The 18,498-nt window shown below is 43.7% G+C and carries 20 protein-coding genes; 6 read left to right on the top strand and 14 right to left on the bottom strand.

Annotated elements, in window-relative coordinates; all coding sequences use genetic code 11:
- The first annotated feature begins 11 nt into the window (after nt 1-11).
- From pstC to DSM107010_RS22450, 4 genes are all read left to right on the top strand, one after another.
- On the top strand, nt 12-950 hold the full coding sequence (gene pstC, locus DSM107010_RS22465) for a phosphate ABC transporter permease subunit PstC (RefSeq protein ID WP_106168466.1): 939 nt from the start codon (nt 12-14) through the stop codon (nt 948-950).
- 117 nt (nt 951-1,067) lie between these two features.
- Nucleotides 1,068-1,970 carry a phosphate ABC transporter permease PstA gene (gene pstA / locus DSM107010_RS22460; protein ID WP_106168465.1) on the top strand — a complete coding sequence of 301 codons (903 nt, stop codon included), beginning with the start codon at nt 1,068-1,070 and terminating at the stop codon, nt 1,968-1,970.
- A gap of 83 nt (nt 1,971-2,053) precedes the next feature.
- Complete coding sequence (gene pstB, locus DSM107010_RS22455; protein ID WP_106168464.1) at nt 2,054-2,863, top strand: phosphate ABC transporter ATP-binding protein PstB; 810 nt, start codon at nt 2,054-2,056, stop codon at nt 2,861-2,863.
- A gap of 230 nt (nt 2,864-3,093) precedes the next feature.
- Nucleotides 3,094-4,194, top strand: a complete 1,101-nt coding sequence (locus DSM107010_RS22450) for a sulfate ABC transporter substrate-binding protein (protein WP_241994307.1) — start codon at nt 3,094-3,096, stop codon at nt 4,192-4,194.
- Between the two features lie 102 nt (nt 4,195-4,296).
- On the opposite strand, the gene DSM107010_RS22445 is transcribed toward DSM107010_RS22450, so the two are convergent.
- On the bottom strand, nt 4,297-4,542 hold the full coding sequence (locus DSM107010_RS22445; protein ID WP_106168462.1) for a DUF7219 family protein: 246 nt from the start codon (nt 4,540-4,542) through the stop codon (nt 4,297-4,299).
- A gap of 330 nt (nt 4,543-4,872) precedes the next feature.
- Between DSM107010_RS22445 and DSM107010_RS22440 the strand changes: the two genes are divergently transcribed.
- Entirely contained in the window at nt 4,873-5,670 is a 798-nt protein-coding gene (locus DSM107010_RS22440; protein WP_106168461.1) for a sulfite exporter TauE/SafE family protein, read from the top strand.
- On the opposite strand, the gene DSM107010_RS22435 is transcribed toward DSM107010_RS22440, so the two are convergent.
- The 4 genes from DSM107010_RS22435 to DSM107010_RS22420 form a co-directional block, all read right to left on the bottom strand.
- Entirely contained in the window at nt 5,661-6,323 is a 663-nt protein-coding gene (locus DSM107010_RS22435; protein ID WP_127024009.1) for a cadmium resistance transporter, read from the bottom strand. The two genes, DSM107010_RS22440 and DSM107010_RS22435, sit on opposite strands and share 10 nt — an antisense overlap.
- Before the next feature lie 11 nt (nt 6,324-6,334).
- Entirely contained in the window at nt 6,335-6,598 is a 264-nt protein-coding gene (locus tag DSM107010_RS22430) for a hypothetical protein (protein WP_106170464.1), read from the bottom strand.
- Nucleotides 6,599-6,709: 111 nt separating this feature from the next.
- Nucleotides 6,710-7,417, bottom strand: coding sequence for a cadmium resistance transporter (locus DSM107010_RS22425; RefSeq protein WP_106170466.1), 708 nt, complete (start codon nt 7,415-7,417; stop codon nt 6,710-6,712).
- 35 nt (nt 7,418-7,452) lie between these two features.
- Nucleotides 7,453-8,541, bottom strand: a complete 1,089-nt coding sequence (locus DSM107010_RS22420) for a sulfite exporter TauE/SafE family protein (RefSeq protein WP_106170468.1) — start codon at nt 8,539-8,541, stop codon at nt 7,453-7,455.
- Between the two features lie 611 nt (nt 8,542-9,152).
- Here DSM107010_RS22420 and DSM107010_RS22415 point away from each other — a divergent pair.
- On the top strand, nt 9,153-10,169 hold the full coding sequence (locus tag DSM107010_RS22415) for a sulfate/molybdate ABC transporter ATP-binding protein (protein ID WP_127024006.1): 1,017 nt from the start codon (nt 9,153-9,155) through the stop codon (nt 10,167-10,169).
- Between the two features lie 95 nt (nt 10,170-10,264).
- Here DSM107010_RS22415 and DSM107010_RS22410 read toward each other — a convergent pair whose 3' ends face one another.
- The 9 genes from DSM107010_RS22410 to ssuD form a co-directional block, all read right to left on the bottom strand.
- Entirely contained in the window at nt 10,265-10,696 is a 432-nt protein-coding gene (locus DSM107010_RS22410) for an RrF2 family transcriptional regulator (protein ID WP_106169388.1), read from the bottom strand.
- Between the two features lie 135 nt (nt 10,697-10,831).
- Nucleotides 10,832-11,605: a class II glutamine amidotransferase gene (locus DSM107010_RS22405; protein WP_106169387.1), complete on the bottom strand. Its 774-nt coding sequence runs from the start codon at nt 11,603-11,605 to the stop codon at nt 10,832-10,834.
- A 70-nt stretch (nt 11,606-11,675) separates the two neighbouring features.
- A complete protein-coding gene (locus tag DSM107010_RS22400) occupies nt 11,676-12,857 on the bottom strand; it encodes an acyl-CoA dehydrogenase family protein (RefSeq protein ID WP_106169386.1) in 1,182 nt (393 codons plus the stop codon).
- A gap of 52 nt (nt 12,858-12,909) precedes the next feature.
- Complete coding sequence (cutA, locus tag DSM107010_RS22395; RefSeq protein WP_106169385.1) at nt 12,910-13,227, bottom strand: divalent-cation tolerance protein CutA; 318 nt, start codon at nt 13,225-13,227, stop codon at nt 12,910-12,912.
- A gap of 10 nt (nt 13,228-13,237) precedes the next feature.
- The gene (locus DSM107010_RS22390) at nt 13,238-13,978 is read right to left on the bottom strand and encodes a peroxidase-related enzyme (RefSeq protein WP_127024003.1); all 741 of its coding nucleotides are present in this window, start codon (nt 13,976-13,978) and stop codon (nt 13,238-13,240) included.
- Nucleotides 13,979-14,120: 142 nt separating this feature from the next.
- Entirely contained in the window at nt 14,121-15,335 is a 1,215-nt protein-coding gene (locus DSM107010_RS22385) for an SfnB family sulfur acquisition oxidoreductase (protein ID WP_106169383.1), read from the bottom strand.
- A 20-nt stretch (nt 15,336-15,355) separates the two neighbouring features.
- Complete coding sequence (sfnG, locus tag DSM107010_RS22380; RefSeq protein WP_127023999.1) at nt 15,356-16,450, bottom strand: dimethylsulfone monooxygenase SfnG; 1,095 nt, start codon at nt 16,448-16,450, stop codon at nt 15,356-15,358.
- Nucleotides 16,451-16,711: 261 nt separating this feature from the next.
- Nucleotides 16,712-17,278 carry an NADPH-dependent FMN reductase gene (gene ssuE, locus DSM107010_RS22375; protein WP_127023996.1) on the bottom strand — a complete coding sequence of 189 codons (567 nt, stop codon included), beginning with the start codon at nt 17,276-17,278 and terminating at the stop codon, nt 16,712-16,714.
- 46 nt (nt 17,279-17,324) lie between these two features.
- Nucleotides 17,325-18,485: an FMNH2-dependent alkanesulfonate monooxygenase gene (gene ssuD, locus DSM107010_RS22370; RefSeq protein WP_127023993.1), complete on the bottom strand. Its 1,161-nt coding sequence runs from the start codon at nt 18,483-18,485 to the stop codon at nt 17,325-17,327.
- Between the last annotated feature and the right edge of the window lie 13 nt (nt 18,486-18,498).

Here is an 18,498-nt window from a genome sequence, read left to right as displayed (position 1 = left end):
GAGATATAACAATGCAAAACACAAATTTTCAGAACCAGCGGGGTAGGGAAGACGGGAGATCGCTCGATCGGCACGCATCTGACGATCTTCAAGAGAAGTTGATCCAAGCGATTTTATTTTCTTGCGCGTTGATCTCCGTCTTCACGACTTTTGGCATCGTCTTTATTATCTTTAGCGTGACGTTGGAGTTTTTCCAAGAGGTTACACTCCCTCAATTCTTGTTCGATACTCAGTGGACACCTTTATTTGCTCAGAAGCGTTTTGGGATTTGGCCCCTGATCAACGGTACTCTACTGACGACAGCGATCGCCATGTTTGTTGCTATTCCTCTGGGTTTGTCTGCTGCGATTTACTTAAGCGAATATGCCTCGCCCAAGGTAGCGGGGATTTTGCGACCAGCGGTAGAACTGCTAGCAGGAGTGCCTACGGTTGTCTTTGGATACTTTGCTCTGTTGTTTATCACTCCTGTTCTGCGTAACTTTTTTCCCCTTGAAGTTTTTAACGCCCTCAGTGCTGGGTTAATGACTGGGATCATGGTGATGCCGACAATTGGCTCCATTAGCTTAGACGCTCTGCAATCTGTTCCTCGCTCTTTACGGGAAGGCGCTTACGCTATGGGAATCACAAAACTGGAAGTCATTACTAAGATTATCTTCCCCGCAGCTCTTTCTGGAATCGCCGCCTCGATTATTTTAGGCATTTCTAGAGCTGTTGGTGAAACGATGATTGTGGTAATTGCTGCCGGACAACAGCCCCGACTTAGCCTGAATCCCTTTCAAACAGTAGGAACAATGACGGCTTATATGGCTCAAATTTCAGGAGGAGATAGCGCCCGTGGTAGTCTTAATTACAAAACCTTATACGTCGTCGGAGCTGTGCTGTTTTTGATTACTCTAGCTTTAAATATTGTCAGTCATTGGATTGCTAATCGTTACAAAGAAAAATATTGAGTAAGTCACAAATCGTAAGGGTGGGTTCACAAAAAAAATCTGAATCCGAAAAAGATCTCAGGTGAACCCGCCCGTACACAAATCAAAAAGAAAAATTACTATCAAGACTTCATAAATATGGCTACTTCTTTTTACTCAGATAGCGATCGAGAGCAAGCTGAGGAGTTTAATCCACAATTAGAAAAAAGAGAAATAATTGGGAAGATTTTTGAAATTCTCTGTTTAATCGGCTTAAGTATCAGTTTAATAGTACTTATGTTACTATTTTTTGATATATTAAGAGATGGGATAGGCACACTTTTAAGACCTGGTTTTTTAACTGAAACTCCTTCTCGATTCGCTAATAGAGGTGGCATACGTCCAGCTATTATTGGTAGCATTTTTCTAGGAATACTAGTTATATTAATTGCTGTACCTATCGGTGTAGGAACGGCTTTGTATCTGGAAGAATACGCACCGAAAGCTTGGTGGACAGATATTGTCGAGATTAATATTGCTAACTTGGCTGGAGTTCCTTCAATTGTCTACGGATTACTTGGGTTAGGCGTTTTTTATTATATGTTAGGCTTTGGTCCATCTTTGATTACTGGCGCACTAACTTTGTCTTTGGAGACTTTACCCATAATAATTGTCACTTCCAGAGAGGCAATTCGAGCTGTGCCTAACGCTTTGAGAGAAGCTTCCTATGGACTGGGAACAACCAAGTGGCAGACTATTTGGAATCACGTCTTACCTTATGCCGTTCCAGGAATTTTAACAGGTGTGATTCTTGCAGTATCGCGGGCAATTGGTGATGCGGCTGCTCTACTTGTTATTGGAGCTGTAAGTTTTCTCACATTCAATCCTGGTTTGTTTCAGCGCTTTATGGCTTTGCCCATTCAAATATTCAGCTATATTACTCGCCCTGAGCCAGGTTTTGCCGATGCAGCAGCGGCAACAATTATTGTCATATTGTTTGTAGTTTTGGTTTTGAATGGTGTAGCAATTTACCTCCGAAATCGCTTCTCATTACTTAAATAGATTTCTTGTCATGCGATCGCCATCCGCGTTCATCCGCATTTAATCTCAAAACATAATACCCGCAACAAAACAAAATCACACGTATGCGCTCCAACAATTTAGCTCCTAACAAACTGGATACAGCAACTTTTGAAGTTAGAGGTGTTAAAGTCTACTACGGCGATTTCATGGCACTTCAAGAAGTGAATATAGAAATTCCCCAAAGGCAAATAATTGCCTTTATCGGACCTTCTGGATGTGGCAAAAGCACTCTACTACGCTGCTTCAACCGGATGAATGATTTAATTCCTGGAGCTAAAGTTGAGGGCGAGATTAATTATAAGGGAAGAAACATTTACGATTCTAAAATTAATCCGGTAAAAGTCCGGCGACAGGTGGGAATGGTGTTTCAGCGACCAAACCCATTTCCCAAAACAATCTACGAAAACATTGCTTTTGGTCCGCGTACCAACGGTTACAAAGGGAATATAGACGAGCTTGTAGAAGAATCGCTGCGACGTGCGGCGCTTTGGGATGAAGTGAAAAATAAGCTCAAAGCGAAGGGTACGGATTTATCAGGAGGACAGCAGCAGCGGCTTTGCATTGCCCGTGCGATCGCCATGAAGCCAGATGTAATTTTAATGGACGAACCGTGTTCGGCTCTCGATCCAATTTCTACTAAACAAGTTGAAGAACTCTGCCTCGAACTGAAGGAGCAGTACACGATTGTCATGGTGACTCATAATATGCAGCAAGCATCGCGAGTATCGGATTTGACTGCATTTTTTAACACGGAAACAGACTCTAGTGGTAAGCGTAGAGGCAAGTTAGTTGAGTTCAGCCCTACCGAACAAATATTTGATTCTCCTAGTACTCGCGAAGCTCAAGAGTATATCAGCGGTCGATTTGGCTAAACCAGTTATCTCAGATCTTCCACCTTGCCTCATCCGCCTTGAAATTAATTTCAAGGCTCATAGCAGAAGTCCGTTAAAACGGACTAAACTAGAGTCCTTCTCAAGTCAGTCGGATAAATCCGACTTAAGGCTATTAGCCAAGGAATTGATTCCTTGGCGAGATGGTGCAAGAGGTGAGTTATCAGTTATCAGCCACTAGCACTACATCTTTAATACGGAGGTTGGAGATCGTGTACTCGATCGCGCAGGTTCAGACTTATATTGTTAAGGCTTGGCAGACAATTAAACAGCTCAATCGTCGTTCTTTGTTGAGTTTTACGGGGCTATTTTTGGTAGGAGTTAGCTTGAGCGTAGCGATCGCAGCTTGCGATAGTACTTCGGCTGCCAAGCCCGATCTGAAGCTAAAACTCGTTTCCTACTCGGTGACGAAAGCAGCCCACGATCGCATTATTCCTAAATTTGTCGAACAGTGGCAGAAAGAACACAACCAAAACGTAACTTTTGAGACGAGCTATGGTGGTTCTGGTTCTCAAGCGGCTGCGGTGATTTCTGGTTCCCAAGAAGCAGATATAGTAAACCTTGCCCTTGCCCTCGATATCAATAAAATTGCCCAAGCAGGTTTAATTGAACCAGGCTGGGAAAGAGAAGCTCCTAAAAGTGGGGTTGTGACTCGCTCTGTAGCTGCGATCGTCACTCGTCCTGGTAATCCTAAAGGGATTAAGACTTGGGCAGACTTAGCAAAAGATGGAGTGAAGTTAATTGCGGCTAACCCTGAAACTTCGGGAATTGGAATGTGGGAATTTTTAGGAATGTGGGGTTCTGTGACTCAAACCGGAGGTGAAGAGAGTCAAGCCCTAGAATTTACCACTAAAGTCTATAAAAATGCTTCCGTGCTAACTAAAGATGCGCGTGAAGCTACAGAACGATTTTTCAAGCAAGCTCAGGGAGATGTCTTAGTCAACTATGAAAACGAAGTCATTCTAGCTGAACGTGACGGTCAAAAACTTCCCTACACCATCCCAGAAGTCAACATTTCCATTGATAACCCGATTACCGTTGTAGATAAAAACGTTGACAAACACGGTACGCGAGAAGTTGCCGAAGCATTTGTTGATTTTCTTTATTCAGCAGAAGCTCAACGAGAATTTGCTTTCTTAGGCTACCGTCCTGTTAATCCCAGCGTAGTCGCAGAAGTAACGAAGAATTATCCTCAAGTTAAAACCCTGTTCACCGTTCAAGATTTTGGCGGTTGGGATGCTATACAGAAGCGGTTTTTTAATAAAGGAGCAACTTTTGACAAAATTCAAACTCAAGTTGCTAATAAGGTTTAATCTTTTGGGCGACTGGAACGCAGGTTCAAAACTCCCAAATCTCCATTAGTTCGCGCAGCGATTATGTTGTTTGTGTAGTCGCAAATTTGATTCGCCCGATACTCATTTCTCGCCAATTCCGAGCTGGTTTTTACTTTGTTCGAGCTGTTTCCAAAGAATCTCTATGCGCTTGAAAGCCTCTTGGGGGCTAATCTTACCAGTATTTTGTAAGTTGTAGATGTAGCTGGCTCGTTGTGTAAACTCTTGTAGATTGGCATTGAACAACAAATATTCTGGCTGGAATTGACCGTGGTAGCGATCGCGAGGGTAGAGAAATTGATTTTTGTCTACTGCATCTATTCGTGTCATATTTTCCTCCTGACTGTGCTTAACTCCAATCTAGACAACCGCAGCGATAAAAGCAAATATTCTTTTTGTTCAAAATAATAAATAAAGGTTATGAATTGCCGTAACTGAAAACAGTAGTGAGACTCGCAACTAAAGCCATATCAGTCTTAAGATCGATCTTTTGAATTAAACTACACTAATTAGATCGGAATATGTATTATTACCCTGGACATGGCGCTATCCTAGGATTAAAATACAGTAATCCGAGCGGGATTATGCATTTCATATGAAAATAACTATCAAAGCCAACGACAGGCTATCCAAAAGTAGTTCAAGCGATCGCACAACTATATGAACTACTTCTTGCTATCATTCTTAAGCTTCTTCGTTGGCATCATTGTGGGTTTGACAGGAGTGGGTGGTGCATCTCTAATTACTCCGATGTTGATTTTCTGTTTCCAAGTACCCGTAGCAAATGCCGTCAGCTCCGATGTGGTTGCTGCCACACTGATGAAAGCAATTGGTGGCTACAAGCATTGGCAGCAGCAAACGCTCGATCCGCAAGTCGTGAAATGGCTAGCTTTTGGTAGCGTTCCTGGTTCGTTGCTAGGGGTAGGAATCTTACACTTAATCAAGCAGACAGGGGATTCTAACTTAGATTACATTTTGCTGCGCTTGTTGGGGGTGACGATTTTAGTTGTAACGTTGCTAGCACTGACACAGTTTTTGGTGCTGACTTTTGTACCGCAACTAGAGTTACCAACACTGCCCAAATTCGATCTAGAGACAAACTTAGGTCGAGTCATGACGCTAGGCGTAGGAGCAATTTTAGGTTGCGTGGTGGGTTTAACAAGCGTCTCTTCTGGTTCGATGTTCGCATTAGTACTGATTGCCTTTTTTCAACTTGACACTCGCAAGCTAGTGGGGACAGATATTTCACAAGCAGCAATCTTGTTAGGTTTTACTTCCCTCGGACACCTAAGCCTGGGAACCGTCGATTGGAGCTTAGTACTACCAATTTGGCTGGGAACTGTGCCAGGAGTGCTAATTGGTGCTAAACTCTGCCAGAAAATCTCTCAAGGCGCACTCCGTTTGGTTGTGTATGCTCTTTTAATGATGGTGAGCTGGAAGTTGGTATATCAAGTTTGAGCTGGAAACAAGAGATTGAATGTACCTCTTTCGTACATGATGAATAGACCTAAGCCAATTAATACAAAAGGAACTAGCGGTTGACCGTAGCGAGTTAGCATATAAGCAATTGTGGGTTGGCGAGTTAATAAATATGCGATCGCGCACCACACTCCCAACATCAAGAAAAATACAGCGATAATTATGCCCAAACTCGCAAGTTGACTACCAGCAAACAATGGAATATAAATACTAATATTATCGCCTCCATTCGCAACTGCTACTGCTGCAACTTTATAAGTTTGAGGACTCAAAATACTAGTAAGAAAAGAGAGGATGGGATTACCAGATTTGTCATACTCAAGCTCGCTAGTAACCGCCTGCACTTGTGGAGTTTCTTTTTCTCGGCTTAAGAGTTGCTTAATGCCAATTGCTATTGGTAATAATCCCAGCAATCCAATCCATTCTCGCGGCACGATTAAACCACCAAAGTAGCCTGGTAAACTAGCTAGGATAATAACTGTCAATCCCAGATAATATCCAAAAACAATATGCCGTCGCCGAAAATAGACGTTTATTTGTGAGAAAAATAGTAGCAAAATGATTATGTCATCAATGTTGGTTGCAGTAAAAGCTATTATTCCTTCAGTAAAAGCCGCACCAATTCTACTCATTACAGTCTTCTCTATGAGCCACTATAGTTTTGTACGGCTTGAATTCCATCTGTTAAAATATTTCTGACGAACTGAATCAAAGTGTCAGTTGGAAAAGCAGCTAAGAGCGAAGTTCCGCTCAACAAACTCAAGCCGATAATTAAAGCGAGAATTCTTCCGAAACAGCCTGGATTAATTTCAGCAAAACCTAATTTTGATCGCCCAATCACGGCAATCAGAAGAAAAGTCATTCCCGCGATCGCAATGAAGGTATTTAAAGGCAGCGACTCATTCATGGCAGAAATAGCAAATAATTGATAACTAAGAGCAGTTTTCTTAGCATAGCTATTTTTGAGAGCCTATGTCCTCAGACTTAAGCTTGACATGACTCAACCAATGGCTACACGTTATTCGTCGAGTATCTTTGATTCGGTTGAGCGATCGTCATTTTTGACTAAGATCGTTAAACATAAGCAACTAGCAACTAGCTTGAGTAGACTTAAAGAGCTGCTTTCTAACACGATAAAAGCACCTAGTCCGATTAAGATAAAAGGTACAAAGCGATCGCTATAGCGAGTTAAGATCCGAGCGATCGCCTGTTGTTGAGTTAACTTATATGCTGCGTAGCACCAAACTCCAACCAACAGCAAGAATAGACACACAATTATGAGTAGACTTCTGAAGTTAATGCTAGCAAACAACGGTACGTAGACACCAATATTATCACCGCCATTAGCAACCGTAATTGCTGCCACACTGTAAGTTTGGGGAGCAAGAAAGCCGATCTCTGTGGAGTCTTCAAGCTGTTCTGTTTCCGGCTCAAATTCCTCTACCGCATCTTCTGCTCGATTCAGTAAGCTACTCAAACCAAGCGTGATTGGAATTAACCCTAGTAATCCAATCCAGTTGCGCGGTACGACTAAACCACCAAAAAAACCAGGCAGGCTGGTGAGAATCAGTGAGATAAAGCCTAGATATTGACCGATAATAATATGTCTGGGACGGAACTTTGCATCTAACTGCGTAAAGAAAAATATCAAGATGGCAATGTCATCAATGTTGGTTGCAACAAAAGATGTAATTCCAGCGATCGCTGTTTTAGCCAGCCAACTCATGATGTTACTCTTATTATTTCCTTCCGATTATTTTATTATTGATTGTGAATTGTTGACAGACGCATACTATAAACTAAAAATGCCATATAGATAGATAAGAATATTAACATTGAGCGAAAAGCTAAACTTACCACTTTCTCTGGAATTGTTGGCAAATACCGAGTACCAACTTGCGCTCCTATCAAACCGCCAACTCCGAGAATTGTACCATCTACAAATAAAACATTGCCATTTAAAGTATGTCCGATACAAGCGGCGATCGCCGTGATAATAATCACACCTAAACTCGTCCGAATTGCCATTTTCAGCGATTCGTCCAGGAGCAAAATTTGCAGCGGTACTAGAATTGCACCACCACCAATGCCAAATAAACCTGTGAGAATGCCAGCAACTCCTCCAGTAATAATTCTGGCAATAATAGGATTAAATGTTAAAGATTGCTGTTTTTCTTGCTTCTTAACATTTGTTGCAGAATTCAATTTTCTAGCTAAATATAATAACTCTAGTGATTCAAAAACATAAACGATTACTAAAAGTAAAGTTCCTAATGCAATTAGCATGATAGGATTGACAATAATACCTAAGCTTGTTTGAAATACTGCTTCAATTGGTCTACCAAAAATTACGAGTTGCGCTAGTATAATTCCACCATTAGCAATAGTTAACGAACCTGCAAGTATAATATGTTCTCTGGATTCTGTAATAGTAGAAATAATTGTTTTCAATTTTTGCGATTGCTTTTGCTCGCGCTGCATCCCCAGTGTTAACCGCTTGCGAAACTCAACTAAATAAATATTCACTAGAAGTAAAAAACCAAAAGCAGTTAGTAGAGTGCGAGCATCCATTCGACTTGCTAAATATACACCCAATTGAGCTGTAACTAACGCAGGTAATGCTAGAGACAGCACTCGCTTCACGTTAAAGTAACCCATGCGCCAATTTTGCACGCTACCAGAAAGTGCTGTAATTGCCACGACAAGGCTACTAGTTGCTGTGGCATGAACTGGTGTATACCCTAGCGTAACTAGCAGGGGAACTAAAACTGTACCGCCGCCAATGCCTAAAAATCCAGCTAAAACTCCACAAATTTGTCCAAGAGTAGCTAATAGAAGTAACCAGTACATTAAAACACCCGCTTTAGCTGAATCGGGTCGGGTAGAGTAATTTGCTGAGGGTTATTATTGTAGTAAAAAAACATTAGCTGCATTTATATAGTACGAAACACTCCGCATTTTTTATCTAAACAGTTGTTAATTACTGCAAGATTAAGTCAATTAAATAATGTTAGGATTACATGCATTTAAGCAATAAAAAGTTAATTCAACTCAATTGATATACAATAATCTATCATAAATTGTATTATCCGTCTATGGAGGAATTGACAGCAATGAAGTAACAAAAAATACTTTAGTTATTTACTGCAAATTAATTTGAAAATACTGAGCGATCGCTCGTTAAGGTTCTGCTGCTAAATTGAGCCGAAATTCTCCGCAAAATCTCTATTGAATCTCCCATAACGACATCGGGTTTCTACACAAAATTCAGTAGATCTTTTGATGGTGAGATCGTGACAAAATGTTTTTGTATTCTCAAATACTATATTTTGGGTGGTAAACAGTAGTATACTACTTATCTGGTCATGAGCATTGAGGAATCTGTAGTTTCACCACTTCAAGCATTTGGGCTGGGTTCTGACGTATCTTAAGTTTTTTCTTACAGAGAGATTTAGTCACACATGGAAATTCTGGTTGAGAACGTATCTAAGCAGTTTGGTAACTTTATCGCACTAGACAATATCAACTTAGAGATCGCTAAAGGTTCTCTAGTCACCTTATTGGGACCATCGGGTTCTGGTAAATCAACACTGCTACGGGCGATCGCCGGACTAGAACCACCAGATACGGGCAAAATTTGGATCTCAGGTAAAGATGCTACCTACCAGAGCGTTCAAGACCGCAAGATTGGATTTGTGTTTCAGCATTATGCCTTATTCAAGCATCTCACCATCCGAGAGAACATTGCTTTCGGTCTGAATATCCGCAAAGCATCCAAAAATAGAATTAAAGCAAGGGTAGAAGAGTTATTAGAACTGATTCAAATGGCTGGATTTGGCGATCGCTACCCTTCGCAACTCTCAGGCGGTCAGCGTCAACGAGTCGCACTAGCAAGGGCGCTGGCTGTAGAACCCGAAGTCTTACTATTAGATGAACCGTTTGGGGCATTGGATGCCAAAGTACGCAAAGAACTCAGAACTTGGTTGCGCCGCCTGCATGACGAAGTAGGCGTAACGGCAATTTTAGTCACCCACGACCAGGAAGAAGCGATGGAAGTTTCTGATGAAATCGTCGTGATGAACAAAGGTCAGATCGAACAAGTCGGTACGGCTGCTGAAATCTACGATCGCCCTGCAACACCTTTCGTGATGAGCTTCATCGGACCAGTCAACGTCTTGCCCAGTAATGCCAGATTGTTTCAGAACAACCAATTTGATACGACCTCACCTGAAGTTTTTCTCCGCCCCCACGATGTTGCCGTCGATCTTTCCCCTACAGCAAGTGGAGTTGTTGCCACAGTCAGCCGAATCGTCCATCTAGGTTGGGAAATTGAGGCAGAATTAACCTTAGAAGACGGTCAGCAAGTCAGAGCAGTTTTGTCTAGAGAAAAATTCGACCAGCTCAAACTCGAACCACAACAAAAAGTATACGTCAAACCCAAAAAAGCAAGAGCATTTCCGCAATATGCCACAGTTTAGCCAAATGGTAATGGGTAATGGGTAATTGGTGGTTGGTAATGATTTTGAGTATTGAGTTAGTTTTGACTTTTGACTTTTAACTTTTGACTTTTCTCTCAGATGTAATACATGTTACCTGCCTGACCTTCATCTCTTTTTTCGCTCAGGTCTTGTAGAGTATAACCTTGCAAGATGGCGATCGCTGCTTGCTGGGTTTCTTGCCATACTTGTCCGATAGCGTAATTTTCTGGTGTTGCTGAAGTTACTTCCTCTTCTGCTGCTTTTTGTTTCCCTTCCAAGCAAATCAGAATTTCCCATAGAACAATTTGTCGAGGATCGCGAGCCAACGCATAACCACCTTTTGCGCCTCGCTGAGAGCGAACAATGCCACACCGTCTCAACGTCATCAACAGTTGAGCTAGATAGCGTTCGGGTATTTGATGTGTCGCAGCAATTTGCTCAATTTGCAGGAATCCACGCTGATAAATTCTGACTAACTCCAACAATGCCAACAAACCATACCTCACCTTACTAGAGAGTTCCACCATGCTGATGCGGTCTTCCAGCGATTTACTTAGACTTTAGTATACTACTGTTATTCGATAAACTTTTAGTATTTTAAATGCAAATACGATTCTCCAACAGCTTGCTTCAATTGCTAAGTGCTAATTGCTAATCGCTTTCTAGTCAAATTTAAGTGGTAAACCGTCCTGAAAAACTAATAGTTCGCTTGGCTGAATTGGTGTCCAAACTTCGTTGTCTGTTAAGGGAGTCGTGGCAATTACAGCAACGCGATCGCTTGGCGTAGTCAACTCGCGAAAATCCACAGTCAGATCTTGGTCAATTAAATGAGCTGCTGCAAAAGGCGCTTGCCGCACGATATAACAAAGCTTGGTTGAACAGTGGGCAAAAAAGTTTTCTCCATCCGAAAGCAAGAAGTTAAAAATTCCTTTGCTTGAGAGAGTATCAGCAATCTCCTTCAGTACGGGGTAGATTTGGTCTAATGGTGGCTTCCCGTCAGGAAACTTTTGTTGCAACGTTTCCAGGATCAGGCAAAATGCTCTTTCGCTATCTGTCTTGCCTACAGGTCGATAGACTCCCGTACTTTGATAATCAAAATCTTGCAAGTCGCCGTTGTGAGCAAATACCCAATATCTCCCCCACAATTCTCGGCGAAAGGGATGGCAGTTTTCTAAAGCAATTTTACCTTGAGTTGCTTTGCGGATGTGAGCGATGACATGGGTGGAGTGGATGGGATAGCGGCGGACTAACTCGGCAATGGGAGAAGTCACAGAAGGCTTTTCATCGATAAAAATCCGACACCCCCTACCTTCAAAGAAAGCAATGCCCCAACCATCGCGATGGTCGTCGGTTTTTCCTCCCCGTACTGAAAAACCTTCAAATGAAAAGCAAATATCCGTCGGTACGTTGCAATTCATTCCCAGTAGTTGACACATGGATTTTCAATTGCTAGCAACAGCTGACCCCTGCCAACAAATTGTAGCGGTTCTAGTTGTGTCACTGAAACTAGGAATAAAAAGAAGGTTGTGGTAACTCATCGTTCAGTACCCAGTTGCCGATATCCCGTAACTTGTAATCTACTGGGTCGTGTAAGGTAAAAGTACGAAGGTTGCGCCAGTAACGGTCAAAACTATATTGATTGCTTGTGGCGCGTGCGCCCATGACTTCAAAAATGCGGTTGGCAATCTCTAAGCCGACTTTCGTAGCCGCGACTTTAGCAGTGGCGATCGCCACTGCACATTCTCCCCTTTGTGCTGCTGTCAGCTCCCATTGTCGATCCCAAGCTGCTTGTAGTAGTTCTCCTGCTTTGTCAGTCAGACAAGTAGCCGCTTGGAGGTCAACCCACATACTACCGTAATGTTGCAGAATGTAGGGGTCTTGCGTGGCACTCTCTGCCCCTGATGTCAACCAGGGTTTTGTGGTGGTGCGGGTATATTGTTTAGCAGCCGCTAACGCACCTTGAGCAATTCCTAGATAAATATTAGTGAAATTCAACTGTGTCAAGCAGGCACGGATAGTCACAAAAGGTTGACTGTTAAGCTCTCTACTACCCAAGATCTCATCGGGATGAACTAAAACATGATCAAAAATTATGCTGCCGCTATCAGTTTGACGCTGCCCCATATTATCCCAGTCAGACTGAATATTTACGCCTTCTCGCTGGGTGGGAATAACTAGGATGGTAAATTCATTCGTATCTCGATCGGTTGCCGTAATAGGAATGAAGTCAGAGTCTTTAGAGCCAGAACAAAAGCTTTTGATCCCGTCCAGACGAAAGTAATCTCCTTCTGGTGTCAGCGTAGCGCGTCTATCTAGGGGGTTGAGTGCATTGCACCAAAACCAATTGTTACGAGCTGTTTGGGTGTAATACCGCTGTTTTTGCTCTGGGGAACCAAAGATATGCGGCACTACTGCCCCTAGATGGTGATAAGAGAAGATGTGGGCGATCGAGCTATCGACTTTAGCAAACTCGCGGGTAATTTGGAGGGCAGTAATCCAAGTTTCTCCCAATCCGCCATATTCTTTAGGAATGATGAGTTTAAGCAAGTTGCTTTGGCGCAGGCGATCGCGTTCCTGTTTTGGCGTTCCTGCTTCGGTATCCCTAGCGATCGCGGTTTGAGCAAATTCCTCGGCTAAAGACTGAGCCAGAGCAATATAATCTGACGATTCCTTAACTTGCAATTGCATTCCCAATCTATACTCCCATTGTGAATACGGCAGTCTATGCTTATTTTACGAACTAATTGAGAGATGGAACGGGAACTTCAGCGTTCAACCAGTCCAAAAAGCCCTGATTTACATTTGTGGGAGTCACTTCGGCAATAAAGTTGGTGTAAGTAATATGCTCGCGAATCAGCTGCTCGATTTCCGTTCGATAACCTGACTGGGTTTTTATCAGCAGCACGACTTCCGGTTCCTGAGTAATTTGTCCCTCCCAACGGTACATGCAGGTAATTGGAAACCAATTAACGCAAACTGCCAGCCTTTTCTCCAGCAGCGATCGACCGATTCGATCGGCTTCTTCTGAGGAATTAAGGGTCACGTAGTAGATTTTCATGGTTTTTCAGTTAGCGATACAATCGATCGTACTCCGAACCAACCTTCCAGCCAAACGCCTTGGTCAATTTATTGGAAAGGCTAAACTGAGCCGCGATCTCGCCTGCTAATAAAATTGCCTCATCAGAAAGTCCTACCTGACGCAGTGGCTCTAAGTCTTGAGCAGAAAGATCGCTAGTATTCTGGTTAATTTTGATGGCAAAGTCTACGAGAGAGCGTTCCCGTTGTGTCAACTCTACATGGTCGGGGTTGAGTGCCAAGCGATCGGGAAAAATCGGGTCTTTAATTGCTTCACGCAGATGAGCTTTGTGAGTAGTGACGCAGGACTCGCAGTGATTTGCCGCAGAAGAGACAATGGCAATAATTTCTCGCTCTTTAAGCGAAAGTTCTCCCTCACCGTACATCAGTGTTTGGTAGTAGTTATTCCAGAGCAACAGGTGGTTAGGGTTGAGAGCATAACCTTGGAAAAAGGGATGAACGAAGCCGATGCTATCTTGCTGTTGTTTAAAAATTGCCTGCACTTCTGGCGGTAGAGTCGATTCGTCAGGAACTTTGAGCCAGGAGGCTGTCTTTGCAGTCTCTTTCGTTTTCTCCTGCTCTGTTGTAGCTTGAGTCGGATTATCTACAACTGTTACTTTTTCCTGCTTTGTTGCAGCTTGAGTTGGACTATCTACAACCGCCACTTTCTCTTTTTTTATTGCTGCTTTGGTCGGTTTGTCTAAAATCTTGGAATTTTTATTCTTCTTAGACATATAGCTACCCTAAATGACTCGTAAAGTAGATTGATAAGCCTGCCGTAAAATTGGTAGATTTTTGTTAATTGTTTGTCATTCATGGTTAATTGCAATCAACTATCAATAATTAACCATCAACAATTAACGATTAACAATGTCTTCAAAGCCAAGGATGACGTGGCGGATTGACACCATTGAGGAAGTAGTTGCCCACAGCGAAGTATTTCCAGCGCACGGGATCGTGTAGAGTATGCGCTCTAGCATTGCGCCAGTGGCGATCGTAATTGTATTCTTGCAAAGTGGACTTGGTTCCCGCCAGTTCAAATAGCTTGTTAGTCGCTAGTAACGATGCTTCTGTCGCTAAGGCTTTTGCTTCGGCAACAGCAATAGAAGCTTCTACTACCTTGGCTTCTGCTAAATCTGACTGATTTGCTCGGTCGATAAATTCATCTGCACGTCGCAGCAGTGCTTCGGCAGCATGAACCTGAATTTGCACTTGACCCAAATTATAGATAGAAAGAGGGTCTTCGTATCCGTATTCTAGGTTACTGTCAACCCAAGGACGAGTATGGTTGCGGACAAAATATATTGTGTCGCGCACGGCTGCTTTGGCAATACCAACGTCAACAGCTGCCTGGATAATCTGAGCAACAGCACCCATTGGAGTAGCACGCTCAAAAGCTAAGTAATGGGAAATTACGTGTTCTGGTTTTACCTTCACATTTTCTAGAATTGTCGTACCGCTAGCAGTGGTGCGTTGTCCAAAGCTCGTCCAGTCATCCAGCAAAGTCAGTCCCTCTGCACCCCGTTCTACGAAGGCAATAACTGTTTTCCCATCATCGTTACTAGCAATGACTGGAATCCAATGCGCTAGCAATGCTCCGGCAGAGTAGTATTTACGCCCGTTGAGTACGTATTCATCTCCCGATCGCTCCAAGCGCGTCCGCACGTCAGTAACAGACTTTGTACCGATTTCAGAAAATGCATTGCCAAACCGCTGACCTTGCAGAACTAAGTCAAAGAAAAAGCGTTTTTGTGCTTCAGTGCCATCCAGCCGGATGACTTCTACCATGTACAGGTGATTTTGGGGGATTTGTCCCAGGCTGGGATCTGCCTCCGAAATAATTTTAACCACCTCTGCCAAGGTGACATTCGAGACGAAAGCACCGCCATATTCTCTAGGAACTGTAATTCCCCACAAACCGCTTTGGGAAAACTTTTTCACCTCTTCAACGGGTAAACGCTTTTGCCGATCGCGCTCGGAATCTTCTTTCACAAATTGGGCTGCTAGTTCATGGGCAACTGCGATCGCTTGTTCGTCATTCTCAATTACAGAGGCTCTCGGTTGGGTTTCAACATCCACTAAAGTTGTCATACTTATATCCTCGGTAACAATTAGGCAACTGCCAATTCTTCAACCGAACGGCGACGGGTTTCAATCTGGTGTACCAGAGGAATTACGTCGCGACCAAAAGCTGGGAGATCGTCGGTGTAATGTAGAAAACCGCCGAGAATTAAATCTACTCCCACTTCGTAATATTGCCGAATGCGATCGGCAACCTGTTCTGCTGTACCAATTAACCCCGTCCTGAAGCCATCGTTGTATTGCACCAAGTCTTCAAAATTGGAATTCGCCCACATACCCTGCTTTTCGCGAGTTGAAGAGCCAGCGTGTTTCACTGCTTCGCCAAAACCTTCTACTGCCTCTTTATCCGCCTGAGCGATAATCTCTCGCAACACGTCATGGGCTTCTGCTTCAGTGTCTCGCACCAAAATAAAAGCGTTCAATCCAAACTTAACTTTGCGTCCCTCTTGCCGCGCTAAAGCAGAAACTTCCTCAATCTGCTCTCGCACTCCTTCTATCGTGTTACCGTTCATGAAATACCAGTCAGACACGCGGGATGCCATACGTCGGGCTGCTTTGGAATTACCACCTTGAAAGAGTTCTGGGTGAGGAGAACTAACAGGTCTGGGCTTTACCCAACCGCCATTGATGCGATAGAAATCTCCTTTAAAATGGAACTCATCTTCCGTCCACATCCCTTTAAGCACGCGAATGAACTCTTCAGAACGACGGTAACGTTCATCGTGGTCTAACCAAGGTTCGCCATAGATCGTGAACTCGTTTTTAAACCAACCGCTAACGACATTCAGGCAGAAACGACCTTGAGAAAGAAAGTCGATGGTTGCTCCCATTTTGGCTACTACACCTGGATGCCACAATCCAGGGTGAACCGCCGCAATGAGTTTCAGTTTTTTGGTAACTGGTGCTAGCGCCGCCACTGTAGTGAGTGCTTCGAGTTGATACTCTGCTCCGTAGCTAGCAATAAACCGAGCTTGTGCTAGGGCGTAGTCAAATCCTACCTGCTCAGCAGTTTGAGCTAGTTGAGCGTTGTAATCATAAGTCCAATCGGTTCGCTGAGGAATTTTACTAACTACCAATCCACCACTAACGTTAGGAACCCAATATGCAAATTTAATATCCACCATGACTGACTCCTTGATTCGTGTAAGTCTGTTGGAAAACTAATGACCAATGACAAATGACCAATGACAAATTTGAAAAAAAATGGCAGAAGAGGAAAGAATTAACCCATCTGCCACTGGCAAGTGGTAGGAGACAACTGCATAACAGTGACCAGTTTTACAGTGACCAGTGACCAGTGAGTTGATTTATCAGAGCTATAGTCTTTGCTACTCACTAATAATTTCTGTGCAATCGGTAACTGGTAACTGGTCACTGGTCACTGATTAATTAACCTGAGCCAATTCTTTCGATGCGAGTTGATTGCTTTTCACAGCTGTGACAAAATCGTTTAGAGAATGCCTCAGCCGTTGGTCAATTTCCTCATCCGGTTGAACGCTACCATCTTCCAGCCGTTGAAGTTGCTTATCTACGGCGTAGACACCACCTAGCAATTGCCTGCCACCCAATTCTGATAGAACGGGTTTTAAGGCATAGTCGATCGCTAACAAATGGGCGATCGTGCCACCAGTGGCGATCGGCAAAATCACTTTACCCAACAACGCTCTTTGAGGTAATAAATCCAAAAACGCTTTGAGTACGCCTGTATAAGCAGCTTTGTAAATAGGGGTAGCAATAATTAGACCATCAGCTTTTTCGATCAGGGCTTTGACTGGTTCTAGCGCCGGACTATCGTAGCGTCCAAACACCAAATCTTCAGCAGGAAAATCGCGGACGGAAATGATATCGGTTTGGAATCCTTCTTGTTGTAAAATTTGCAGAGCGTACTGCACAATTCCATAAGTTCTAGAAGGATGCGTTGGACTACCAGCGATCGCCACAATACGAGACATACAATTAACCTCCGATTCTATACAAGGGACTCAATTTGTTCTTTTGTTAATCCACGGTGGTTGTTGCTTTATGCTGGGGCTGTTTGGGGAAATTTTCATTAGCAACTATCTCGCCAAACGGACTCAAGACGTGCTGCTGCTCCACCTGTGGCAGATTCTCTAAGGGCAATCGAGGAAATAGCAGTTCCGCAACTCGATAAGCTTCTTCCAGGTGGGGATAACCAGAGAAAATGAAAGTATCGATGCCCAAATCTGCATACTCCAACATCCGCGCTGCCACCGTATCTGGATCGCCCACTAAAGCCGTTCCCGCACCACCGCGCACTAACCCTACTCCCGCCCAAAGATTCGGACTAATTTCCAGTGCTTCTCGACTGCCACCATGTAATTGAGACATCCGGCGCTGTCCTTCTGAATCCATGCGAGCATAAGCTTTTTGTGCCGTGGCGATCGCCTCTTCATCTACATAACGAATTAACTGATTTGCCGCATCCCATGCTTCGCTCTGAGTTTCGCGGACGATGACGTGCAGGCGAATGCCAAACCGTAACGTTCTGCCTTCCGCTTCTGCCAGCTGGCGAACTGAGGCAATCTTTTCGGCTACTTGAGCTGGAGGTTCGCCCCATGTGAGGTAAACATCGATATGCTTAGCGGCAATCTGTTGGGCAACGGGAGAAGATCCACCGAACCACAAGGGAGGATAGGGCTTTTGAACGGGGGGAAACAGTATCTTACTGCCCCGCACGTCGATATGGTCGCCCTTGAAGTCAGCGACTTCACCTGTAGCAATCTGTCGCCATACCGACAAAAACTCATCCGTTAATTTGTAGCGATCGCCATGACTCAAGTGCAAGCCATCTCCTGCTAATTCAACCGGATCGCCGCCCGTCACCACGTTAATCAGCAAGCGACCTCCACTCAAGCGATCGAACGTTGCTGCCATTCTTGCGGCAACTCCAGGTGAGACTAAACCAGGGCGAATTGCCACTAGAAAGCGCATCTGACGAGTGTGAGTGACCAGAGTTGAGGCAACAATCCAAGCATCTTCACAAGATCGACCTGTAGGCAGTAGTGCGCCCGTGTAACCCAGGCTGTCCACTGCTTGAGCAATTTGGCGCAAGTAAGCAAAGCTAACGGCACGACCCCCTGTAGCAGTGCCGAGATAGCGTCCATCTCCGTGAGTTGGGATAAACCAAAGTAGCTGCATGATTCCAGTTTTG

The organism is Chroococcidiopsis cubana SAG 39.79 (genome assembly GCF_003991895.1).
Taxonomy (GTDB): Bacteria; Cyanobacteriota; Cyanobacteriia; order Cyanobacteriales; family Chroococcidiopsidaceae; genus Chroococcidiopsis; species Chroococcidiopsis thermalis.
This window is presented reverse-complemented; position numbering and strand designations above follow the sequence as displayed.

What these genes read in the sequence shown, in the direction of transcription:
- pstB (WP_106168464.1), top strand. Translation starts at nt 2,054, where the DNA reads ATGCGCTCCAACAATTTAGCTCCTAACAAACTGGATACAGCAACTTTT.
- DSM107010_RS22430 (WP_106170464.1), bottom strand. Translation starts at nt 6,598, where the DNA reads ATGAATGAGTCGCTGCCTTTAAATACCTTCATTGCGATCGCGGGAATG.
- sfnG (WP_127023999.1), bottom strand. Translation starts at nt 16,450, where the DNA reads ATGGTGGATATTAAATTTGCATATTGGGTTCCTAACGTTAGTGGTGGA.
- DSM107010_RS22415 (WP_127024006.1), top strand. Translation starts at nt 9,153, where the DNA reads ATGGAAATTCTGGTTGAGAACGTATCTAAGCAGTTTGGTAACTTTATC.
- DSM107010_RS22420 (WP_106170468.1), bottom strand. Translation starts at nt 8,541, where the DNA reads ATGTACTGGTTACTTCTATTAGCTACTCTTGGACAAATTTGTGGAGTT.
- DSM107010_RS22405 (WP_106169387.1), bottom strand. Translation starts at nt 11,605, where the DNA reads ATGTGTCAACTACTGGGAATGAATTGCAACGTACCGACGGATATTTGC.
- DSM107010_RS22440 (WP_106168461.1), top strand. Translation starts at nt 4,873, where the DNA reads ATGAACTACTTCTTGCTATCATTCTTAAGCTTCTTCGTTGGCATCATT.
- ssuE (WP_127023996.1), bottom strand. Translation starts at nt 17,278, where the DNA reads ATGTCTCGTATTGTGGCGATCGCTGGTAGTCCAACGCATCCTTCTAGA.
- DSM107010_RS22385 (WP_106169383.1), bottom strand. Translation starts at nt 15,335, where the DNA reads ATGACAACTTTAGTGGATGTTGAAACCCAACCGAGAGCCTCTGTAATT.
- ssuD (WP_127023993.1), bottom strand. Translation starts at nt 18,485, where the DNA reads ATGCAGCTACTTTGGTTTATCCCAACTCACGGAGATGGACGCTATCTC.
- DSM107010_RS22435 (WP_127024009.1), bottom strand. Translation starts at nt 6,323, where the DNA reads ATGAGTAGAATTGGTGCGGCTTTTACTGAAGGAATAATAGCTTTTACT.
- DSM107010_RS22425 (WP_106170466.1), bottom strand. Translation starts at nt 7,417, where the DNA reads ATGAGTTGGCTGGCTAAAACAGCGATCGCTGGAATTACATCTTTTGTT.
- DSM107010_RS22390 (WP_127024003.1), bottom strand. Translation starts at nt 13,978, where the DNA reads ATGTCTAAGAAGAATAAAAATTCCAAGATTTTAGACAAACCGACCAAA.
- pstA (WP_106168465.1), top strand. Translation starts at nt 1,068, where the DNA reads ATGGCTACTTCTTTTTACTCAGATAGCGATCGAGAGCAAGCTGAGGAG.
- DSM107010_RS22400 (WP_106169386.1), bottom strand. Translation starts at nt 12,857, where the DNA reads ATGCAATTGCAAGTTAAGGAATCGTCAGATTATATTGCTCTGGCTCAG.
- DSM107010_RS22445 (WP_106168462.1), bottom strand. Translation starts at nt 4,542, where the DNA reads ATGACACGAATAGATGCAGTAGACAAAAATCAATTTCTCTACCCTCGC.
- pstC (WP_106168466.1), top strand. Translation starts at nt 12, where the DNA reads ATGCAAAACACAAATTTTCAGAACCAGCGGGGTAGGGAAGACGGGAGA.
- cutA (WP_106169385.1), bottom strand. Translation starts at nt 13,227, where the DNA reads ATGAAAATCTACTACGTGACCCTTAATTCCTCAGAAGAAGCCGATCGA.
- DSM107010_RS22410 (WP_106169388.1), bottom strand. Translation starts at nt 10,696, where the DNA reads ATGGTGGAACTCTCTAGTAAGGTGAGGTATGGTTTGTTGGCATTGTTG.